Source organism: Sodalis sp. RH15 (assembly GCF_047324255.1).
Taxonomy (GTDB): domain Bacteria; phylum Pseudomonadota; class Gammaproteobacteria; order Enterobacterales; family Enterobacteriaceae; genus Acerihabitans; species Acerihabitans ligni.
Genome location: NZ_CP178738.1, coordinates 5573734 through 5593694 on the forward strand (window position 1 = coordinate 5573734; position 19961 = coordinate 5593694).

The following is a 19961-nucleotide window of genomic DNA, read 5'->3' on the forward strand; positions in this document are numbered from 1 at the left end:
GGCAGCATGACGGGAGAAAGCATGACGTGTTTGCTGGGTATTGATATAGGAACGACGTCCACTATCGGCATCCTGATCCGGCCGCCGGATCGGGTGCTGGGCATTGTTTCCCGTCCGGTGCGGCTCTCGTCGCCCCAGCCGGGATGGACGGAGGAAGATCCCGGACAGTGGTGGAGTAACGTCGGCGACATCTGCCGTGAGCTGCTGGCGACCGCGGCGCTTGACCCCCACGAGATTGCCGGCATCGGCGTCACCGGCATGCTGCCCGCCGTGGTCCTGCTGGACGACGGGGGAAACCTGCTGCGCCCCAGCATCCAGCAAAGCGACGGGCGCTGCGGAGAGCAGGTGGCCGAAATCCGCGCTGAACAGGATGAAAAAGCCTTTATCGCCCGCAGCGGCAACGGCATCAATCAGCAACTGGTGGGGGCGAAAATTCGCTGGCTTGAACGGCATGAACCCCAGGTTTATCAACGCATAGCCACGGTATTCGGCTCCTATGATTATATCAACTGGAAGCTCACGGGCGAAAAAGCCGTTGAGCAGAACTGGGCGCTGGAAGCGGGTTTTGTGAATATCGCCACCCACGAACTGGACGATGGGCAGATTGCCCTGGCCCACCTGCCGCGCCGAACGGTTCCCCGGCTGGTGCGTTCCCATGACATTCTCGGCGTCGTGACGCCCGACGCCGCGCGGTGGACCGGTCTGGCCGCCGGCACGCCGGTCATCGGCGGCGCGGCGGATATGATTGCCTCCGCCCTCGGCGCCGGGGTCACCCGGCCGGGGGATGCGCTGCTGAAATTCGGCGGGTCGGTGGATGTACTGACCGCGGCGGCGGACGTCTATCCCGATGCCCGCTTATACCTGGACTATCATCTGATTCCCGGACTGTATATGCCCAACGGCTGTATGTCCACCGGCGGCTCCGGCCTGAACTGGTTCGCGGAAAATTTTGCCGGTCAGCACCGGGCGGCGGCGGAAGAGGCGGGCATGTCACTGCACCAGTATCTCGATAGCCTGGCGCAGCAAAAGCCGCCGGGGGCCGACGGCGTGCTCTGCCTGCCCTATTTTCTCGGCGAAAAAACCCCGCTGCACGATCCGGCGGCGCGCGGCGTGCTGTTCGGGCTGACCCTTTCACATGATGCGGGCCACGTATGGCGCGCGTTGCTGGAAGCCTATGCCTACGCTATCAAACATCATGTGGAAACCCTGCATGATATCGGTTATCCCACCCGCCGCTATATCGTCTCCGACGGCGGTTCCGCCAGCCGGCTGTGGATGCAAATCGTTGCCGACGTGCTCGGCGCGCCGCTGCAGCGTCTGACGGGACATCCCGGCTCGTGCCTTGGCGCCGCCTGGGCCGCCGCCATCGGCACCGGCCAAAGCGACGACTGGAACGGCGCCGGGGCCTTTGTGCGGTTCGGCGAACTTATACAGCCCGACGCCGGTAATCATGGCCGCTACGGCGAACTCTATCCCCGCTTTCGTGAGCTCTATGCCCAATGCAAACCCCTAACTGGGGGAGGAATCATGCCCGCGCCCGGGATTTAAAGCTCTCCAGCATCACGGCGATGATAATGATCGCCCCTTTCACCACCTGCTGGTTGTAGCCGGAGATATTCATCAGGTTCATCAGATTGGAGATGATGCTCAGGATCAGCACGCCGATAATGGTATTCACCACCGTCCCCTTGCCCCCCGCAAGGCTAGCGCCCCCTACCACCACCGCCGCGATGACGTCCAGTTCGAAACCGATGGACATTACCGGCGAACCCACTCCGGTACGGGTGGAAGCCAAAACTCCTGCCAGGCCGCAGGCCAACCCGCTTAGGGCATAAACGGCGAATTTGTACCAATCCACCCGCACGCCGGCAAAGCGCGTAGCGGTTTCATTGGAACCGATGGAAATCACCAGCCGCCCGAACACCGTATACTGATAAACGAAGTGCGCGATAAGGGCAAAAGCGATAAACACATAGACCGGCAGCGGCAGTCCGAACAAATAGCCGGTGCCGAAATTCACATAGGAAACGTCATCGATAAATATCGGCTGGCCCTTGGACACAATCAGCGCCAAACCGCGGGCGATGGTCATCATGGCCAGGGTGGATATAAACGGCGCGATATTGAAAAAGGTCACCAGGCAGCCGGCAGCCGCCCCCACCAGAGTGGCGATACCCACCCCCGCAACAATGGCCGGCAGCACGCCGATTTCCGGAATCAACAGCGCCACGGCCACCGACACCAGAGCCATAATCGACCCTACCGACAAGTCGATGCCGCCGGTGAGGATGACAAACAGCATACCGATAGCCGCCAGCCCCAGCGGTACGCTTTGCCTGAGCACATTGGTGATATTTTCCGGACTATAAAACCGATCGGATAAAAAATTGGCGACAATCAGCATGACAAAAAACACCAACAACGTAGAGTTATTGGAAAAAAATTTCAGCACCTTGGTCCGCAGGGAAAAACCCGCCGAATCAGTGGAATGGGTTACCGTTTCCATAATCTTTCCTCATTTACGCTAAAGCACGTTTAGGTATGGCGAATCTCATGATGTTTTCTTCGGTGATTTGAGCGCCCTGCAATTCGGTGGTTATGGATCCTTCGCTCATGACAAAGACCCGATGGGCGAGGGAAATAACCTCAATCATTTCGGAAGAAATAACAATAATGGCATAGCCCTTTTGCGCTAATTCATGAATGACGTTATAAATTTCCACCTTGGCGCCGACATCGACCCCACGGGTTGGCTCATCAAGAATCAGCAAATCACAATCAGTATTCAGCCATTTAGCGATAACCACTTTTTGCTGGTTGCCGCCGCTGAGACTGGATATAGGATCTTCGATGGATCCCAATTTAATCGCCAGCCGTTTTCGGGATTGTTCGCTGAAGGATTTTTCATGGCGGTAATTGATTATTCCAAGCTTATAACAGACGCGTTTCAAACTGGACAGCGTCATATTTTCCCGAATGGGACGGGATAATATCGCCCCCTGCTCTTTCCTGTTCTCCGGTACCAAGCCGATGCCTTGCCGCATGGCGTCGGCAGGATGTTTGATAACGATTTCCTTGCCGTTTTTAATCACTTTGCCGCTGCTCATCCGATCGAGGCCGAACAGACAGCGCGATATTTCCGTACGGCCGGACCCTACCAATCCCGCCAGGCCGACGATTTCACCTTTCCTGGCGGTAAGGTTGATATCATTAAGCAATGACTTGGTAGACATGCCCCGGACTTCCAGGATCACCTCTTCTCCCGGAGTGTTTTTTTTCGGATAAAGATTTTCAAATTTACGCCCCACCATGCTGGAGATAATGTCATCTTCCGTGCAGGTTTTAGGATCCAGATCGGTAACCGTTTCGCCGTCTTTAATCACGGTAATCGCATCGGCGATGGCAAATATCTCATCGAGCCGGTGGGAAATATAAAGAATGGTGACGCCTTGGCCCTTGAGCAATTTCAGCTGGCTGAATAAAATATCTATTTCCCGGCTGGATAATACCGCCGAGGGTTCGTCCAGAATCAGTATCTTGACATCCCTGGCCAAGGATTTGGCGATTTCCACCATTTGCTGATACGCCACGCTCAAACTGCCGAGACGGGCGGTGGGCGGTATTTGGAAACCCAGATTCGACAGTACCCGGCCGGCTCTCTGGTTCATTTTTTTCCAATTGACAAAATGGCCGCCGAACCCCAGATCGCCGAGGAAGATATTTTCCGCCACGGTCAGATCCGGCGAGAGCGCCAGTTCCTGATAGATAATGCCGATGTTGTTTTCCCGGCTTTGCTTCGGCGACGTGAAGTGGACTTCTTTGCCATTGATGGCGATGGTCCCGCTGTCCTTGATATAGATTCCGGACAGTATTTTCATCAGCGTCGATTTACCGGCGCCGTTTTCCCCCACGATGGCATGAATAGTGCCATGCTTCACCTTCAGATCAATATTTTTCAGCGCATGGACGCCGCCGAAACTTTTTTTCACATTATTGATAACGACCGCATACTGGTCCATGACAACACCTCATTTTCAGCCCCCCTCATGACAAGGGGGGACGGCCTCAGAAAAGCGACTTGGGATCGTAGACTTGTTTCACGTTATCTTTGTTAATCATGATGGTGGGGGTATAGACATAGTCCGGGAAGTCTTTATTGCCGGCGGAATATTTGGCGATAACCCCCAGGGCGGTATCGGTCAGGGTATTGGGGTTATTGGCGGCGGTGGCCTGCAAATCGCCGCGTTCAATGGCTTCCAGGCCCTTTTTATAACCGTCATGGGCATAGACTTTCACGTCCTGCAGTTTATTGGCGGCCTTGAGGGAGAGTATGGCGCCCAGGGCCATATCGTCCATTTCGCTGTAGACGCAGTTGATCTTGTTGCCTTGGGCGACAATGATATCTTCCATGGCTTTCTGGGCGCCCTGCTGATCCCAGTTGCCCCAGCCCTGACTGACGACGGTCAGGCTGGTATGGTTATATTTGCGCAGCTGAGCTTCCATAACGCCGCGGACGAAATTGGTGCGGCGGGCTTCTCCCACCAGATTGCCCTGATTGCCGCTGATGATGACGCAGTTCATCGGTTTGTCGCCGAATTGCTGCACCGCATACTCGCCAATTTCGATATTGTCTTTGGCATTATTGGCCTGCACCCGGGTAATCACCGGCGCGTCCAGGGAGATATCGCTGTCCAGGATAACGGTGGGGATGCCGGCCCGTTTGGCGATTTGCGTAATGCGCATGCCGGCTTCCGGATCCTGCGGATTCAGCACCAGGTAATTGATCCCCTGGGAAATCATATCCTCCACGTCGGAGATTTGTTTATTCAGATCGCCGCGGGCATCGGTGGTGATCAAATCATATCCGCGCTCTTTGGCGTGAATCTTCATATATTCAGTCAGGCCGTTAAAAAAGGCGCCGTTCAGGGTCCGGTTGGCAAAGCCCACCTTGATTTTATCCGCGGCGTGAGCCGATACCGTCACCGTTGCCAAAGCCAACAGAAGACTCATGAATGCTTTTTTCATTAAAATCCTTCCTTTTGTTTGTTACGTTGGGTAGAGGTCACTTCGTAAGACTGATGCTCTTTTCTGCTTATCAAACTCTTGTTGCGAAAACTGCGTGCTTATAGAACGACTTGTTTATAAAACCAAGGGTGGTGCCACCGGAGGTATCGGGCCACATCGGCAATCTGAAGGCACTCATCCATGAACAACCTGAGCTTGCTGACAGTCTCATTAGTGTTTGGGCGGGGACAGGACGATAGATCGTAAACACGCCGTGAATCCATCCATGGAGGCTCGATCCGCGCCATCCTTGGCGCGGACGGTTTACTCCTCTATCATCCTGTCCCGCCTTATCAGCTCCGGGAGAATCTGTCAGCAGTCTAAAGGCTCTCATCCATGATGAGCCGTCTCGGAACAACACATTACGGGTTGTTGTAAATACGCTCCTTAAGTTATCCGAAACTTCAGCATGTAATGGAAAACGATGTTTTAAGGCGCCAGCCTTCTCGCCTCCACCTGCTGCTGATAAAACAGGCGGTAGCGCTTCAAACGGCTCTCCAGCTGCCTGGCGCGTCCGGCGTCGGCTTCAAAACGGGCATGTACCTCCGGTTTGCGGCACACCTCGGCTTCGTTGCCGCCCACCGCCAGCCAGCCCAGCCGCGCGGCGCCCAGCGCGCCGCCCGCAGCGCCGTCGCGGTGCGTAACCACCGGAATCTTCACCACGTCGGCTATCAGCTGCGCCCACCACGGACTCCTGGCGCCGCCGCCGATCAGGGAAAATTGACTGATATGGCTGCCCGCCTGCTTCATCACATCCAGCCCGTCATCCAGGCCGAACGCCACCCCTTCCAGCACCGCATAAGCCAGCGCGGCGCGTTCCGTCGAATGGGTCAGCCCGTGGAACGAGCCGCTGGCAACCGGATCGTTATGGGGCGTGCGCTCACCGGACAGATAAGGCAGGAAAATCGGCGCCCGGCTCTGCTCCTCGAGACTCAGCGCCGCAACCTCTTCCAGCAGGGCGGTTTCATGGGTGCCGAGAATCTGGCACAGCCAGCGAAGGGCGCTGGCGGCGGTGAGCATGACGCTCATCTGATGCCAGCGGCCCGGCAGGGCATGGCAAAAGGCGTGCACCGCCGACTGCGGATTGGGCCGGAATGTGTCATTCACGGCAAAAATCACGCCGGAGGTACCCAGCGAAATAAAGGCGTCGCCGCTGTTCACCGCGCCAATGCCCACCGCGCTGGCGGCGTTGTCACCGCCGCCGCCGGCGATAACCACCTGTTCGGACAGGCCCCATGCCCGCGCCACATCGGCCTTGAGACAGGCGGACGGCGCCGATCCTTCCACCAGCGACGGCATGTTGTCCCTGGTCAGCCCACAGGCCGCCAGGATGGAATCGGACCAATCCCGTTTGGCCACATCCAGCCACAGGGTGCCGGCGGCGTCGGACATATCGGAGACCTTTTCGCCGCTCATCAGCAGCCGCAGATAATCCTTGGGCAGCAGCACGGTGCGGACCGCGGCAAAAACGGCCGGTTCATGTTCGGCCACCCACAGCAATTTCGGCGCCGTGAATCCCGGCATGGCCAGGTTGCCGGCCACCGCATGCAGCTCCGGCGCCAGCCGGGTCAGCAAGGTACACTCTGCGGCGCTGCGCGTGTCGTTCCACAGAATGGCGGGACGCAACACCCGATCGTGCTCATCGAGCAATACCGCGCCGTGCATTTGGCCGGAAAGGCCGATGCTGCGGATCCGGCTCCAGAGATCCGAATGGCGGGCGCGCAGCCGGCCGATGGCCAGGTTGGTTGCCGACCACCACTGGGCGGGATCCTGTTCCGACCATTGCGGATGGGGACGCTGCACCGTAAGGGGCTCTCCCTCGGCGGCCACAAGCCGGCCGGTGTCGTCGATAATGACGATTTTTATCTCCGAGGTGCCTAAATCAATACCGAGATACATAATTCATCCCCTTGATTAATGCGTGGTTGCCAGCGGCGTATTCGCCTTGACCCAGCTATCGAGCCGGGCAACGGTATCCCTTAACAGCTGTTCGAATTCCGCCCTGGCGGCCAGGGGGCCGAACATCTTGCCGTCACGGGCGTACCGCGCCAGCGGATCGGCGGAGGTGAACATCGCGTGAACGGCGGCCTCGTCCAGGATCCCGTCCTGGTAGGTATAAGGCAGTTCGCCTTCATGCCAGCGCCGCATAAAGATAAAGAACAGCGCCGGCAGGACGGCGGTGGCCTTGGGCTGTTGTCCGCGCCGATAACACTCGATCAGGGTGGGAGTGATAAAGCCCGGTATTTTGGAAAACCCGTCGGCGGCCACCCGCTGGTTGGTATCGCGGATATAGGGATTACTGAAACGATCGAGCACCACGTCGCGGTATTGGGCCAGGTCAAGGGGGCTTGGGGTCAGGGAAGGGATGACATCTTGCGTAACATAGTCGTAAGCCATTTGCCGGATGGCATCGGTACCGGTGCTTTCATGAATGTAGGATTGGCCGATCAGCGTACCGGCCCAGGCGATACAGCTGTGGCTGGCATTCAGGATCCGGATTTTGGCCTCTTCATAGGGGACGACCGTTTCCACCATCTCCACCCCGACGTTTTCCAACGCCGGCCGGCCGGCGATAAAATTGTCTTCCACTACCCACTGGATAAAGGATTCCCCCATCACCGGCGCCCGGTCGTCCATATTTAACGCCTGTTTAACGCGACCGGCGATATCCGGCGACGGACGGGGCGTGATCCGGTCCACCATGGTATTGGGCGTGGTGGTATTGGCTTTGAACCAGGCCAGTAATTCGTTTTCCCCGCGCAGGGTGAGAAACTCGGTTAGGCCGTCGCGGAACCGTTCTCCGTTATGGCGGACATTATCGCAGCTGAGCAAGGTAACGCTGCCGGTATCCCGGGCACGCCGGGTCTGCAATATCTTGGCAATGGTGCCGTAAATGGTACGGGTGCCGCCGTTGAGATCCGCCTGGATATCCGCATTGGCCTGATCGAGTTTGAAATGGGTATCCAGGTAATAGCCGCCTTCGGTGACGGTAAAGGAGATAATGCGGGTATCCGCGGCGGCGCCTTGTTCCACCAGCGCCGTCAGCTTTTCATCCCAGGGGATGACCTTGCTGATGGAGGTGATTTTTTCATACTGGCGCTCACCAGCCGGTGTCACGGTTTCCAGTGCGTATTCCCCCTTCTGGGCTGTCAATGCTTCCAACAGCGGTTTGGCGTCGTCGCGGATATTGCCCAGGGCGATGGACCAACGCTTGTCGCCCTGCACCAGCAGGCGGTGCAGATACCAGGCCTGATGGGCGCGATGGAATGAGCCGGCGCCGATATGCATCCAGAAAAAATGATTAAGAGTGGACATAACTTATCGTACCTCGCATAGAGTGATTGAGCATAAGCTCACAAAACGGGTAATTGCTTAGATGGGAAGCTTAATCGAATAATAGCCCACTAAATGAGCTTTAGCTCACATATCAAAAATGATCGATTTACGGGACGGGACCAGGGCGGGTATATTTCATTAACAATTAAAATATGAGTGTGAAGATGAGTAAAAGCTTCCGGAAGCTGGATCAGGCCGCGCGGGCCGCCTGGATGTATTACGTCGCGGGCAAGACGCAGCATGAAATCGCCGAAGTGCTGGGCGTGTCGCGCCAGGCGGCGCAACGCCTGGTGGCGCTGGCGTCTGAAAACGGCCTGGTACGGGTGAACATTACCCACCCGGTGGCCGAATGCACCGCGCTGTCGGAACGTCTGGCCCAACGCTTCCATTTAACGGTCTGCCAGGTGGTCCCCTCCGGCGGCATGGAAACGGACAGCATCAATAGCATGATTGCGGTGGCGGGGGCCGAAGTGATGATGCAGTTTGCCGAACAGGAAGAGCCAAAGATTATGGCGGTGGGTTCCGGACGGGCGCTGCGGGCCACCATTAACGAAATGGCCCGGCTGGATCGTCCCCAGCACAGCTGCGTTTCGATGATCGGCGCCATCGCCTCGGACGGTTCCTGTACCCGTTATGACGTGCCGTTATGGATGGCGGAGAAGACCCAGGGCAAGTATTTTATCCTGCCGGCGCCGCTGTTCGCCGATAGCCTGACGGATAAAGAGCTGTGGTGTAATCATCGTATTTACCGCATGGTCACCGATAAGGCGGCGCTGGCGGATGTCACGTTTGTCGGCATCGGCCAGCTGAACTATCACTGCCCATTGCATACCGACGGTTTCATTACCGATGACGAGGTGAACCATCTTATGGAAGAGGGCGTGGTGGCGGAAATCATCGGCCATTTCATCGGCGCGAACGGCCTGCGGGTGGTGAGTGAAATGGACGATCGGCTTACCAGCATTACCATCAGTCCACACCCCGACAAACCGGTTATCGCTTTTGCCGGCGGCAGTGAAAAATTCCAGGCTATCCAGGCGGTGTTAACCGGCGGCTGGGTAAACGGCCTGGTAACCGATGAAGAAACGGCAACGAAACTCCTGGCCGAAGCCAACTGATTGCCCGGTGAAAGCCGGCTGACAATTCGCCCTCCGCCGCATCGGCATAGCGGGCATTCGAGTCCCGGCGGGTTGATTGAGATATAGTTGCATGATACAACTATATGTATCCTCTCGCCTTGGAAACCATCATGCCCGCGACTCACCTCGATGCAGTACGCGCCGCCTCCCGCCGGCTGGTGCGCGAATTCGGCTTTATGCATCCTACCCTGGCCGGTTCCGATCTCTCCCCCTCATCGGTGCATGCATTGGTTGAAATCGGCAACCGCGGATCGATGACGGCGGCGGAGCTTTGCGACGTGCTTTTGCTGGAAAAATCCAGCGTCAGCCGGATGTTGCGCAAATTTATCGCCGCCGGGCAGCTTTGCGCGGACACCAGCCCGCGGGACGGGCGGTCAAAAACCCTCGCCCTGACCCCTAAAGGGCGGGAAACCCTGGCGGCCATCGACGCTTATGCCCGCGCGCAGGTGGCGGGGGCGCTGGAAAAACTGCCTGCCGACGTCCACGGCAAAGTCCTGTACGGTCTGTCAACCTATGCCGGCGCCCTGGAAGCGTACCGCCGCAGGTCCGTTGTGCCGGTGTCCGCCGTCAGTATCAACAGCGGATACCGTCCGGGCGCCATCGGCCGGACGGTGGACATGCACGCCCGTTACTACTCGCGCACGGTAGGTTTCGGCGCCTTTTTCGAAAGCAAGGTTGCCGCCGGCATGGCGGAATTCGTCAGCCGGCTTGAGCATCCGCGCAATGAAATCTGGCTGGCCTTGGAGGAGGGCAATGTCATCGGCGCCATTGCCATTGACGGTGAAGACCTGGCCGCCGGCCGCGCGCATTTACGCTGGTTTATCGTGGACGACGGACGGCGCGGCGGGGGCGTCGGCAAACAATTATTAGCCGCCGCCCTGGCTTTTTGCGACGAGACGGGATTTGCCGAAACCGAGCTGTGGACCTTCAGCGGGCTGGACGCCGCCAGACGGCTTTATGAGGCCGCCGGTTTTGTCCTGGACCGGGAATTCACCGGCAGTCAGTGGGGTAAGGAGATGACGGAGCAGTGTTTTATCCGGCCCGGCCGAAATAATGCGCCAAACGAACCATGAGGCAATGCCTCAAAGTGAGTTTGTTGACAAAGTGCCCGGTCGGGACAGGCTGCCGGATCGTAAACACGCCGTGAATCCCTCCCTGGAGGCTCGATCCGCGCCGTCCCTGGCGCGGACGGTTTACCCTTCCAGCAGCCTGTCCCGCCTTTTGGGTTCCGAGCATGTTTGTCAGCAGTCTGACCTTGGGGCAATGCCGCAAGGTTTCCGGCAATAAATGAATCATGATGGCGTTAATGCCGTCAAAGGCTTCCCCTACACGCTCAAGTCCATTCATATCCTTAGACATATTTCCGTAAAGCTTAGCCATTACCCGCAATTTGTTTTACCTTTCCGCCACCCTTTCCAGCCGGCATCCCGCGCAGTGCCGCCCTGCGCGGGGCTATCATTTTATTTTATCCTTCTCTAACGCCATACGGCTATCCATCTCCACGTCTAAACAGCAGATTATATTACTTAATAGCATATGAAGTAGTTATATATTCTTTAAGTCCTGCCTCGCTTCAGTCCTATCATCCGGCAAAAGCCCTTTCCGACAACCAAGGGAAACTGCTATGTCATTACCCGATTCCGTTCTCGATCTTATCGGCCATACGCCGACCATGGAACTCACGCGGCTGGACAGCGGCCCCTGCCGTCTGTTTTTGAAGCTGGAAAACCAAAACCCCGGAGGCTCCATTAAAGACCGGGTGGCGCTGTCGATGGTTGAACAGGCGGAGCATGACGGCGTGCTGGCGCCGGGAGGCACCATTATCGAGGCCACCGCCGGCAATACCGGACTGGGACTGGCGCTGGTGGCGGCCCAGAAAGGCTACCGGCTGATACTGGTGGTGCCGGATAAAATGAGCCGTGAGAAGGTTTTCCATCTGCGGGCATTGGGGGCAAAAGTATTGCTGACCCGTTCCGACGTGGGCAAAGGCCACCCCGCCTATTATCAGGATTACGCCCGCCGGCTGGCGCAGGAGACCCCCGGCGCGTTTTATATCGATCAATTCAATAATCCCGCCAATCCCCTGGCCCACTACCGCACCACCGCGCCGGAACTGTGGCAGCAGATGGATGGACGGATTGACGCCATCGTGGTAGGGGTCGGTTCCGGGGGTACGCTGGGGGGCTTGCGCCGCTTTTTCGGCGAAGTCTCCCCCGGCACCGAATTCATTCTGGCGGATCCGGCGGGGTCGGTATTGGCGGATCGGGTGGAACACGGCACCCTGCCCGCGGCCGGCAGCTGGCTGGTGGAGGGTATCGGCGAGGATTTCATTCCGCCGCTGAGCCAGGTGGAGCAGTTGACCAAGGCCTACCGCATCAGCGACGGCGAGTCCTTTGATACCGCCCGCGACCTGCTGCTTAAAGAAGGCATATTGGCCGGCTCCTCCACCGGAACGCTGCTGGCGGCGGCATTGCGCTATTGCCGGGAGCAGCGGACGCCCAAGCGGGTGGCGACCTTCGCCTGCGACAGCGGCAACAAATACCTCTCCAAGATGTTTAACGACGACTGGCTGCGGCAGCAGGGATTGCGTCAGCGGCCGACCATCGGCGATTTGCGTGATTTCATCGCCTTTCGCCACGATGAGGGGGCGACGGTGTTCGCCCTGCCGGACGACACCCTGGCCACCGCCCACGCCCGCATGCGTCTATACGATATCTCCCAACTGCCGGTGCTGGATCAGGGCCGGCTGGTGGGGCTGATTGACGAATGGGACATCCTGACGCGGGTACGGGCGGATGCGGGCAGGTTCGCCCTGCCGGTGTCGGATGCCATGACCGGCGACGTATTTACCCTGCCGAAAGAAGCCGATGAAGCCACCCTGTTAAAGACCTTCGCCCGGGGGCATGTGGCGGTGGTCATGGACGGCGAACAATTTTTGGGCCTGATTACCCGCGCCGATGTCTTGAACACCTGGCGCAACCGCATTCACTCATAAGGATTAACCATGACCGACATCGCGACCCTCGCCGTTCACAGCGGCTACACCCCGGACGCCACCGGCGCGGTAATGCCGCCGATTTACGCTACTTCCACCTTTGCCCAGACCGCGCCGGGGGAGCACAGCGGCTATGAATACTCCCGCAGCGGCAATCCCACCCGCCACGCTCTGGAACAGGCCATTGCCCAACTGGAGGACGGCACCGCCGGATTTGCCTTCGCCTCGGGGCTGGCGGCCTGCGCCACGGTATTGGAACTGCTGGACCACGGCAGCCACGTGGTGGCGGTGGACGACGTTTACGGCGGCACTTACCGCCTGTTGGAAAAAGTGCGCCGCCGCAGCGCCGGTTTGCGGATAAGCTGGGTCAAGCCGGGGGATCCCGGCGCGCTGGAGCGGGCCATTGAGCCGCAGACCCGGATGATCTGGGTGGAAACCCCCACCAATCCCCTGCTGAAGCTGGCGGATCTGGCGGCCGTCGCCGCCATCGCCCGGCGCCATAACCTGATAAGCGTCGCCGATAATACCTTTGCCTCGCCGGTCCTGCAGCAGCCGTTAACCCTGGGGTTCGATATCGTGGTGCACTCCGCCACCAAATACATCAACGGTCACTCCGATGTCGTGGCCGGGCTGGCGGTGGTGGGGGACAATCCGGCGCTGGCGGAACAGCTGGCCTTTTTACAAAACGCCGTGGGCGGCGTGCTCGATCCCTTCAGCAGCTTTTTGACCCTGCGGGGCATACGTACCCTGGCGTTGCGTATGGCGCGCCACAGCGAAAGCGCGCAGCGCCTCGCCGAATGGCTGGCCCGGCGGCCGGAAATCGCGGCGGTGTATTATCCCGGCCTGTCCGACCACCCGCAATACGAGCTGGCCCGCCGGCAAATGCGCGGCCCCGGCGGCATGATCTCCATTCGACTGAAAGGCGATGACGACAGCGCCGCCAAACGGTTTATCGGCGGCCTGAACCTGTTCACCCTGGCGGAAAGCCTGGGAGGCGTGGAAAGCCTGGTGAGCCAGCCCTTCACCATGACCCATGCCTCGATTCCCTTGGAGCAGCGTTTGGCCAACGGCATTACGCCGCAGCTGGTGCGGCTGTCGGTGGGCATCGAGGATGCCGGCGATCTGATTGAGGATCTCGGCCGGGGACTGGCGATACTGTAGTGATGAAGGCGGGTATTCAAGGACGGTTTACCCTTCTGGCGTCCTGTACCGCCTTATTAACGTCGAGTACGTTTGCCAACAATCCGGAGCCACTTGGAAGCGGCCGGTGAATCAACCCTACCTGCGGTGCGACAGGGAACGCACCAGCAGGTTGCCGAGGGATTGTACCCCCTGCACCATTACAATCAGGACCACCACCGTGGCCGCCATCATCTCGTTGTTGAAGCGCTGGTAGCCGTAGCGGATGGCCAAATCCCCCAGTCCGCCGCCGCCGATCACGCCGGCCATGGAGGAAAACCCGATCAGCATTACCATGGTCAGGGTGATGCCGGCCAACAATGACGGCAGCGCCTCGGGCAGCAGCACCTTGCCTATGACGTGGCGCACCGAGCCGCCCATGGAGAGAATGGCTTCGATACGGCCTTTATCCACTTCATCCAGGGCGGTTTCAACGATGCGGGCAAAAAAAGGAAATGCGCCGATGGTAATGGGCACCACGGCGGCGGTACTGCCGAGGGTGGTGCCGATTATCAGGCGGGTAAAAGGGATCAGGGCCACCAGCAATACCACAAAGGGCAGCGAGCGGCCGATATTGATTATCGCCCCCAGGATACCGTGCAGGCGCGGCAGCGGTAAGACACCGCCGCGGCGGCTGATAAACAGCACCACCCCCAGCGGCAGTCCGATCAAGACGGTAAACAGCGTCGCCAGCACCACCATATACAGCGTTTCCAGCGTGGCGTTCCACAGCAACGGCCATAACGCATCCCAGCTCATGCCACTACGCATATTAAAATATCCTCCGGGCTATGCCACTACGCTTAGGGATACCCCTTCGACGCCGTGGCGCCGCAAAAACGCCTGCTCAGCCTGCCTGTCCGGCAACAGTGCCTGGCGTAGCCGGGACTCGGGTTGGCGCAACAGCGACGATAGCGGCCCGCTTTCCACCAGCCGGCCCTGCTCCAGCAGCGCCGCGCTGTCGCAAATGGCTTTCACCACCTCCAGCTCATGGGTTATCAACACGATGGTCAATCCCAGCCGGCGATGGATATCTTCCAGCAACGCCAGCACCGAGGCGGTGGTTTCCGGATCCAGCGCGCTGGTGGCTTCGTCGCACAGCAGATATCGGGGCCGGGCCGCCAGCGCGCGGGCAATGCCCACCCGCTGTTTTTGACCACCGGACAGTTGGGATGGAAAAGCCCGGGCCTTATCCGCCAGCCCCACCAGATCCAGCAGCTCCCCGACCCGCCGCGCCCGTTCACGCCGGGGCACGCCGGCGATTTCCAGCGGCACGGCGACGTTCGACGACACGTTACGGGCATGGAGCAGATTGAACTGCTGGAAAACCATGCCGGTGCGCTGGCGCTGTAGCCGCAGTTCGCGGGGATCGAGCGCCGTGATATCGCGGCCATCAATCAGGATCCTGCCGGAGCTGGGCCGCTCCAGCAGGTTGAGACAGCGAATCAAGGTGCTCTTGCCGGCGCCGCTGCGGCCGAGAATGCCATAGATGGCGCCGTCTTCGATGCGCAGGGACACATCGTGCAGCGCGGGTCGACCGTTGCCGTCATAGACCTTGCCCAGTCGGTCGATCTCGATCATGACTTCCCGCCCTCCACCGGGATCACCGAACCGGCATATTTTTCTTTGATGAACGTTGCCACCGCCGGGGATTGCAGGTCCTGCGCCAGCTTTTCAATCCGCGGGTCCTTTGCCAGCTCCGGCGTGGTCACCAGGATATTGGCATAGGGATTATTGACGGCGCTCTCCAGGCCAAGGGCGTCCCGCGCCGGTTGCAGCCCGGCTTCCAGGGCATAGTTACCGTTGATTACCGCCAGATCCACATCGTCCAGGGAACGGGGTATTTGCGGCGCTTCGATTTCGAGGATGTTAAGATGCTTGGGATTGTCGGCGATATCCTGCGGCGTGGCCTGGTTCAGCGACGGGTCGTCATAACCGGCCTTCAGCTTGATCAAGCCCTTATTCTGCAACAGATAAAGCGCCCGGCTCAGGTTGGTGGCATTGTTCGGCACCGCCACCTTGGCGTTATCCGGTATCTGTTTCAGCGTCTTATATTTGGCGGAGTAAATCCCCAGCGGCTCGATATGCACCGTGGCCGCCACGGCAAACTTTCGTCCCAGCGCCTTTTCCTGATCCCGCAGATAAGGCAAATGCTGGAAATAGTTGGCATCCACATCGCCGTGGGCCAGCAGTTCGTTGGCATTGACGCCGTTAGTGAGTTCAATGACATCCAGCTTAAGCGCCGGATCGTAGGTTTTGATAAAATTCAGGATTTCCGCATGGGGCACCGGATCGGCGGCAACCCGCAGCGCATCGGCCCCCTGGGCGGAGAAAGCCAGGGAAACGGCAAGGGCCGCCCCGGCCAAACGGATCATGGCAACATTTTTCATCGGTGATATTCCTTGTCAAATCAGACGGTAAGTTCGCCGCTGTCGTTGCGCAAATCGCTGCGCAAAATGTCGGCGTAATAGCGCTCCGCCACATCGGGATGGGATCGCAAACGCCCCTTCAGGTAGTTCCAGCCGACGTCCCGCAACAGCGGATTCAGCGGATCGCTGGCAGGTCCGCGGGCCTGGGCGGCCAGTTCGGGGGGCAGTTGATACACCGGCACCACCGCATCCAGCCGTGCGCCGAGAAAGAAAGCGATGGAGAGGCGATCCCGGCCGGCGGGAGGCGAGACCACCCGATGGACCGTGGCGCGCAGATAACCGTTGGTGGCCAGCTCAAGGAGTTCGCCGATATTCACCACAAAAGTGCCGGCCACGGGTTCGGCGTCCAGCCAGTGGTTTTCCTCCACCTCCACCTGCAGGCCCTTTTGGCGGTCTTGCAGCAGAAAGCTCAGAAATCCGGAATCTTTATGGGCGCCGACCCCTTGCGTACTGCCGGTATTATCCCGTCCCGGATAACGGATCAGCTTGATGTGTTCGTTCGGCTTGTCGCCATAAAGGGTGTCGAACGCCTGTTCAGGAAGCGACAGCGCCAAGGCAAAGGCGCGCAACAGGCGCAGGGACATGGCGGTCATTTCGTTTTGCCAGCGCAGCAGAACGGGTTTTAACGCCGGGACACCCGCGGGCCATTGGTTGGGGCCTTGCAGCCGGGTCCAGCCCGGTGACTGTGGGGTTTGCGGCAACGGCTCGCGCTCGGCGCCGATATCGAACTGCTCGCGCCAGTCGGGCTGTCCGCGGGTCAGCTCGGCGGCGGCGCGGTTATAGCCGCGAAAATGAGGGGAATTCACCATCGCCACCGACTGTTTTTGGGCGTCGGGCAAGGCAAAAAATTCACGGGATAAGTGTTGCACCTGGTCCAGTAAATGCGTATCGACGCCGTGGCCGGTCAGGTAGAAAAAACCGATATCGCGCGCCGCGTGGCGCAGTTCGGCAAGAAAAGCGCTACGTTCCGCCGGGCTATTTTCCAGCCGGGACAGATCCAATAGCGGTAAAGAGGTAGTACTCATAGGCTGCTCCGTTGATCTTTGTTGATTCCGGGGGAAGGACACAAGATGCCGCGCAGCAACAACAGTTTTCAGTCATGATTCACTCCGATAAAAGGCCGAATATCCATGAGATTTTTATGTTCAACACCATCGGTTAAGGTTTCAAACCTAGCATTGGGCCCTCCCCGCCGCCCAATACCGTTCAGTTCTAACTTATTTCCGCCCCTACTATACCCGTCATCTTTCAAGCCGCAGCTGTGTTGGCTGCAACGTGAAATCTATTGGGTATTTACCCGCCATACCGGTAACCAAATCTTTCTATTCGGTTTGCTATCCTTGCGTCCCATGGGATATAAATCATGCATAGATCACATTTTTAACTTCACCAACCCTAGAAGGTCTGAGTATGAAAATAGTGAATCGGGTATTACTGACCAATGACGACGGCTTTGATGCGCCGGGACTGGCATTGCTGGCCCAGGCGGCGGGGGAAATCGCCGAGGAAGTGTGGATAGTGGCGCCGTCCCAGGACAAAAGCGGGGTGGCCAATTCCCTGAGCATGCGTGCGCCGGTACGGGTGGTCAAGCGGGGCGAGCGGCTCTTTGCGGTGTACGGCACGCCCGCCGACTGCGTGGCGTTCGCCATTCGCCAGGCCATGCAGGACACGCCGCCGGATCTGGTGCTGTCGGGCATCAATAACGGCTCCAACCTGGGATTCGAAACCCTGCTGTCCGGCACGGTGGGCGCGGCCACTACCGGCATGCTGCTGGGCGTTCCCTCCATCGCCCTGAGCCAGAACCGGGATCCGGATAACGAGGTTAACTGGGACAGCGCCCGCCACCACGTGGTGAAGACCCTGCGCCAGCTTTTGCAGCATCCCTGGGACAAGCAGGTCTGTCTGAACGTGAATTTCCCGGATATCGCGGCGGACAAGGTCAAAGGCATTCGGGTCACCGCCCAGGGCATGGGCAAGGTGGACGGACTGACGGTGGACGCCACCCGCGATCCCCATGGAGAAGATTACTTCTGGATACGGGTGCAGCACGGCCGGCTTGACCGTCCGGCCAACAGCGAACTGAAGCTCAATGAGGAAGGGTATATCTCGGTTACGCCGCTGACTTTTGAACGGACCCAAACCAATGAATACCAGCGCCTCGCCACGCTCTACCGTCAAGATTTCTAAGGGATAAAAGCGCGCCTGTCCGCCGAAATGTCCAACGCATAAGCAGGCTGTCAAACCGGCAGCATCTCTTTTATCAACCGGGCTAATACCTCAACCGCCCGGGTTTGCCGGTCGTTCCATTCATATGAGATGTTAAAGCGGAAGTAGTTGTTATAAAGACCGCCGGCCGAGAACATCCGGCCCGGGGCGATACTGATTTTTTGCCGCAGCGCCCGGCGATAGAGCTCGGTGGCATCCACCCCCGGCGGCAGCTCGATCCATAGGAAATAACCGCTGTGGCATTCATTGATGCGCACCTCGGGCAGGAGGCGATGCAAGGCCTGCCGGTAGCTGTTTTTACGCTGTTCCAGCACCCGGCGTAATCGCCGCAGGTGGCTGTCGTAGCCGCGGGTGGCGAGATAATTCGCCAGCGCCAGCTGCATCGGCGCGCTGGTGGACAGGGTGCTCATCAACTGTAGCCGCTGGATCCTGCCGGCCATCTCACCGGCGGCCACCCAGCCGACCCTAAAACCCGCCGCCAGGCTTTTGGAAAACGAAGAGCAGTGCATGGCCATGCCACGGGTATCATAGGCTTTGGCCGGCAGGGGCTTGTGCGCGCCGAAATAGAGCTCATGATAGACATCGTCCTCGATCAAATAGACGTTGTACCGCTGCAACAGCGCCGCCAACCGCTGCTTTTTCTCGTCGGACAGGGTACAGCCCAGGGGATTCTGGCTGTTGGTCATCACCCAGCAGGCTTTCACCGGATAGTCGTTGAGCGCCTGTTCCAGCGCCGTCAGATCGATGCCGAACCGCGGATGGGCGGCGATGGCCAGGGCTTTCAGCTGCAGCCGCTCCAGCGCCTGAAGCGCACCGTAAAAGGCCGGATTTTCCACAATCACCCAGTCCCCGGGGCGGGTGACCGCCTGCAGGCTCAGGTTCAGCGCCTCCATCGCGCCGGCGGTAATGACGATTTCATCCGGCGACACCTTCATGCCCTGCAAGGCATACCGCTTGGCAATAATATTGCGCAACGCCTCGTTGCCGGGAGGCAGATTATCCACCACGCTCAGGGCGCTCATGGCATGGGCGACCCGGGAAAGGGATCGCGTCAACTGCCGGCGAGGAAACAGGCCGGGATCGGGAAACGCCGACCCGAAGGGCACGATATCCGGATCGCGCCCGGCCTGCAGCACCTCGAAAATAAAGTCATTGATATCCACCGATTCAGCGGGCTGTACCTGCTGATGCACCGCCGGCTGCGTGAGAAATTCGGCCTTCGGCGCCACATAATAACCGGACTGGGGACGGGAAAAAATCCAGCCCTGGCTTTCCAGAATTTGATAGGCATGCATCACGGTCATCAGGCTTATGCCGGAACTTTCCGCCTGTTCACGCAGGGAGGGTAGCTTCTCCCCTGCCTGCCAGATATTGGCGGTAATCTGTTCGCGCACCTGCTGAACCAGCACCTCATATTTACTCGGCACCCACCGGCCTCCTTGTTTAAACACCCCGCCAACCGCGCCGCCGCCGGCGGAAAACCTCACCCCGGCGGAAACTGTTATAGCATAAATCAGCTTTTCTGTTGCTGTTATACACCGTCTCAACCCTCTATGATCCTCCTGGAAGATAACCTAGCCGGTTATCAACGAT

Annotated in this window: 16 protein-coding genes; 6 read left to right on the plus strand and 10 right to left on the minus strand. The window is 58.9% G+C overall.

The features are described from left to right. Positions 1–21 precede the first annotated feature (21 nt). Complete coding sequence (locus ACL2XO_RS25255) at positions 22–1548, plus strand: FGGY-family carbohydrate kinase (RefSeq protein ID WP_413741800.1); 1527 nt, start codon at positions 22–24, stop codon at positions 1546–1548. Here ACL2XO_RS25255 and ACL2XO_RS25260 read toward each other — a convergent pair. The 5 genes from ACL2XO_RS25260 to dalD all read right to left on the minus strand — a co-directional run bounded on the left by ACL2XO_RS25260 (position 1526) and on the right by dalD (position 8379). Continuing rightward, positions 1526–2404, minus strand: a complete 879-nt coding sequence (locus ACL2XO_RS25260; protein WP_132927969.1) for an ABC transporter permease — start codon at positions 2402–2404, stop codon at positions 1526–1528. The genes ACL2XO_RS25255 and ACL2XO_RS25260 overlap by 23 nt on opposite strands. 115 nt (positions 2405–2519) lie before the next feature. Further along, positions 2520–4019, minus strand: a complete 1500-nt coding sequence (locus ACL2XO_RS25265) for a sugar ABC transporter ATP-binding protein (RefSeq protein ID WP_413741801.1) — start codon at positions 4017–4019, stop codon at positions 2520–2522. Positions 4020–4065: 46 nt separating this feature from the next. After that, on the minus strand, positions 4066–5025 hold the full coding sequence (locus ACL2XO_RS25270) for a substrate-binding domain-containing protein (RefSeq protein WP_132925032.1): 960 nt from the start codon (positions 5023–5025) through the stop codon (positions 4066–4068). Between the two features lie 468 nt (positions 5026–5493). Beyond that, positions 5494–6963: a xylulokinase gene (xylB, locus tag ACL2XO_RS25275; RefSeq protein WP_413725831.1), complete on the minus strand. Its 1470-nt coding sequence runs from the start codon at positions 6961–6963 to the stop codon at positions 5494–5496. A gap of 15 nt (positions 6964–6978) precedes the next feature. Further along, on the minus strand, positions 6979–8379 hold the full coding sequence (dalD, locus tag ACL2XO_RS25280; protein WP_413741802.1) for a D-arabinitol 4-dehydrogenase: 1401 nt from the start codon (positions 8377–8379) through the stop codon (positions 6979–6981). Positions 8380–8564: 185 nt separating this feature from the next. Between dalD and ACL2XO_RS25285 the strand changes: the two genes are divergently transcribed. From ACL2XO_RS25285 to ACL2XO_RS25300, 4 genes are all read left to right on the plus strand, one after another. Further along, positions 8565–9518, plus strand: a complete 954-nt coding sequence (locus ACL2XO_RS25285) for a sugar-binding transcriptional regulator (RefSeq protein ID WP_413741803.1) — start codon at positions 8565–8567, stop codon at positions 9516–9518. Positions 9519–9649: 131 nt separating this feature from the next. Then, positions 9650–10612: a GNAT family N-acetyltransferase gene (locus ACL2XO_RS25290; RefSeq protein WP_413741804.1), complete on the plus strand. Its 963-nt coding sequence runs from the start codon at positions 9650–9652 to the stop codon at positions 10610–10612. A gap of 551 nt (positions 10613–11163) precedes the next feature. Then, complete coding sequence (locus tag ACL2XO_RS25295) at positions 11164–12534, plus strand: pyridoxal-phosphate dependent enzyme (protein ID WP_413741805.1); 1371 nt, start codon at positions 11164–11166, stop codon at positions 12532–12534. A gap of 9 nt (positions 12535–12543) precedes the next feature. Continuing rightward, positions 12544–13695 (plus strand): trans-sulfuration enzyme family protein, encoded by a 1152-nt coding sequence (locus ACL2XO_RS25300; protein ID WP_132925020.1) that lies wholly within the window; start codon positions 12544–12546, stop codon positions 13693–13695. A 117-nt stretch (positions 13696–13812) separates the two neighbouring features. Here the strand turns inward: ACL2XO_RS25300 and ACL2XO_RS25305 are convergent, their stop codons facing one another. From ACL2XO_RS25305 to ACL2XO_RS25320, 4 genes are read right to left on the minus strand one after another with little or no spacing between them, the layout of a single operon-like run. Beyond that, positions 13813–14484 (minus strand): methionine ABC transporter permease, encoded by a 672-nt coding sequence (locus ACL2XO_RS25305; RefSeq protein ID WP_413725834.1) that lies wholly within the window; start codon positions 14482–14484, stop codon positions 13813–13815. Between the two features lie 18 nt (positions 14485–14502). After that, entirely contained in the window at positions 14503–15294 is a 792-nt protein-coding gene (locus ACL2XO_RS25310) for a methionine ABC transporter ATP-binding protein (protein WP_413725835.1), read from the minus strand. Continuing rightward, positions 15291–16103, minus strand: coding sequence for a MetQ/NlpA family ABC transporter substrate-binding protein (locus tag ACL2XO_RS25315; RefSeq protein WP_203520677.1), 813 nt, complete (start codon positions 16101–16103; stop codon positions 15291–15293). The genes ACL2XO_RS25310 and ACL2XO_RS25315 overlap by 4 nt, the downstream gene beginning before the upstream one ends. Before the next feature lie 20 nt (positions 16104–16123). After that, on the minus strand, positions 16124–17167 hold the full coding sequence (locus ACL2XO_RS25320) for an isopenicillin N synthase family dioxygenase (RefSeq protein WP_413741806.1): 1044 nt from the start codon (positions 17165–17167) through the stop codon (positions 16124–16126). A 385-nt stretch (positions 17168–17552) separates the two neighbouring features. On the opposite strand from ACL2XO_RS25320, the gene surE reads away from it, so the two are divergent. After that, entirely contained in the window at positions 17553–18329 is a 777-nt protein-coding gene (gene surE / locus ACL2XO_RS25325) for a 5'/3'-nucleotidase SurE (RefSeq protein ID WP_132925010.1), read from the plus strand. Positions 18330–18379: 50 nt separating this feature from the next. Here the strand turns inward: surE and ACL2XO_RS25330 are convergent, their stop codons facing one another. After that, a complete protein-coding gene (locus ACL2XO_RS25330; protein ID WP_413741807.1) occupies positions 18380–19795 on the minus strand; it encodes a PLP-dependent aminotransferase family protein in 1416 nt (471 codons plus the stop codon). Between the last annotated feature and the right edge of the window lie 166 nt (positions 19796–19961).